Raw genomic sequence first — 1680 nt, 5'->3', positions numbered from 1 at the left:
GTCAACAGATCGCGCGTGCCGATCTGGAACGCGATTGGGCCGATTTCTGAATTCTCCAACCAGTCTTGCCAATCGCGCAAATGCCAAACGCCTCCAGCCATAACGATGGCAATATCCTGCATACCGTTTTCGTTCATGATTTTGCGCAAGGCTTTGACGCGTTCAAATGGGGCTTGCGGTTCGTCGGGGTTTTCCCGACTGGTGATGCCATTGTGGCCACCAGCCAGCCAAGGATCTTCATAGACCACGGCCCCGATGACTTCGGTATACCTGCCGGCCCAGTTTCAAAACGTACGGTTCAACAGGACCTTGAGGGCCACAACGCTTGAAATAATCGGATCAAGATAGATACCTTCGTCGGCACAAATCTGGGCGTCTTCCTCCTAGGCGAGGCCCGCCCCCATAGTAACGGCGTGAATCTTATTTCCACCACTGGGCAGACGCGTTGCCGTCAGGACCTCGCGCATAACCCGCGCTGAACCACCCGCCATTTTGAGAAAATTAATGCGGATACGCCCCAAGCCGTTACAGGCTGCATGGGCGATCTCGGCCTGTATTTGACAGCCCTTTACAGACATGGAGAGCATTTCTTCAAAGCGCCATGGCGCGTCTTGGCGTCGTAAGTATAAGGCACTTCGCGGCCACTTTTATCATAGCCAATCGCCGCCCCGATGGCGGCAATTGTTCCCGCAGCATTTTCCGCCGCCCAAGCTCCCGCACTGACACCGTTTGTCGCGCCAACCCCCTTACCCCCCTGAATAAACGGACGTATCCACGCACCATCTATGAAAACGGGACGGCTGAGTTTTTCAGTGAGCGACACCATTAGAATGCTAACTCCGGATTTAAATTTTGGTTCTGTGAGTTTGGTTCGTATAGGGCTTTTACACCTGCTTGAAATTGACCTCAGTCAAGGAATCGAGCGGTAGGAAGACCTTTTGTGATCTGCCGATCAGTCCTGTTTCGGGTCGCGAGGGCCTGTTTCGGTCACAATAGTCTGCATCGCTATGTCGTGTGGTTGGGGAAAAATCGTCGCAATTTGCGCGATGTTGAGCCCGACCCCGATCGCCAAAGGGCGTGGTGTAATCGCTGCCAGTGTTCGGTCAAAATAGCCACCGCCATAGCCAAGCCGGTACCCGTTGCGATCCCAGCCGACAACGGGAGACAGGGTGATGTCGGGAAGGATATCGGGCCCTTCGGCGGGCACTGGTATATTCCAGATTCCACGCTCCATCCGCGTGTCCGGCGTCCATTCGCGAAAAATCAGCGGGGCGGCTTTGGTCTCGACCAGTGGCAGCGCTGCTCTTGCCCCGCGCGCGGCAAGGCCTGCAAGCCAGAAACGCAGGTCAATTTCCGCCTTGATCGGCCACCATGCTGAGATCGTGAGCCCGTTGATATCTATGGAGCGTTGAGCCAGCAAGCTATCGAGGTGTTCGGCGATCGCAATCGCGGCGGCTTTGCGAGTGTCGACAGATAGTGCGGCCCGTTCCGCAAGCAATCGCACCCGTTCGGCCTTGCGCCACCGCGCCACATCCTGCGCCTGTTGCGGAGTGACGCCAAGGGGATCGAAATAAGCAGGGTCGATTTCGTGGGCGAGACAAGGGGGGGAGGCATATCCATCGGCGGGTTTTTCATCGTGCGACATTGGCTTCTCCGTTAGGTCGAGGTGTAGAGGCCTAG

4 protein-coding genes are annotated in these 1680 nt (G+C 56.3%); all 4 read right to left on the bottom strand.

Annotated elements, in window-relative coordinates; all coding sequences use genetic code 11:
- On the bottom strand, positions 1-248 hold a 248-nt coding region (locus tag AB9F27_RS21790), incomplete at its 3' end, for a hypothetical protein (protein ID WP_369758189.1).
- A 135-nt stretch (positions 249-383) separates the two neighbouring features.
- Positions 384-578, bottom strand: a complete 195-nt coding sequence (locus AB9F27_RS21785) for a hypothetical protein (RefSeq protein WP_369758188.1) — start codon at positions 576-578, stop codon at positions 384-386.
- Positions 569-826 carry a hypothetical protein gene (locus AB9F27_RS21780; protein ID WP_369758187.1) on the bottom strand — a complete coding sequence of 86 codons (258 nt, stop codon included), beginning with the start codon at positions 824-826 and terminating at the stop codon, positions 569-571. The genes AB9F27_RS21785 and AB9F27_RS21780 overlap by 10 nt, the downstream gene beginning before the upstream one ends.
- Before the next feature lie 126 nt (positions 827-952).
- Entirely contained in the window at positions 953-1645 is a 693-nt protein-coding gene (locus tag AB9F27_RS21775) for a 5-formyltetrahydrofolate cyclo-ligase (protein ID WP_369758186.1), read from the bottom strand.
- Positions 1646-1680: the final 35 nt, after the last annotated feature.

It is taken from the genome of Falsihalocynthiibacter sp. CO-5D18, from assembly GCF_041205445.1.
In the GTDB taxonomy this organism is placed as follows: Bacteria; Pseudomonadota; Alphaproteobacteria; order Rhodobacterales; family Rhodobacteraceae; genus Falsihalocynthiibacter; species Falsihalocynthiibacter arcticus.
Note: the sequence above shows the minus strand (reverse complement) of the source record. Positions and strands in the feature narration are given on the sequence as shown.

Coding starts and splice junctions, on each gene's coding strand:
- AB9F27_RS21780 (WP_369758187.1), bottom strand. CDS start 826: ATGGTGTCGCTCACTGAAAAACTCAGCCGTCCCGTTTTCATAGATGGT.
- AB9F27_RS21785 (WP_369758188.1), bottom strand. CDS start 578: ATGTCTGTAAAGGGCTGTCAAATACAGGCCGAGATCGCCCATGCAGCC.
- AB9F27_RS21775 (WP_369758186.1), bottom strand. CDS start 1,645: ATGTCGCACGATGAAAAACCCGCCGATGGATATGCCTCCCCCCCTTGT.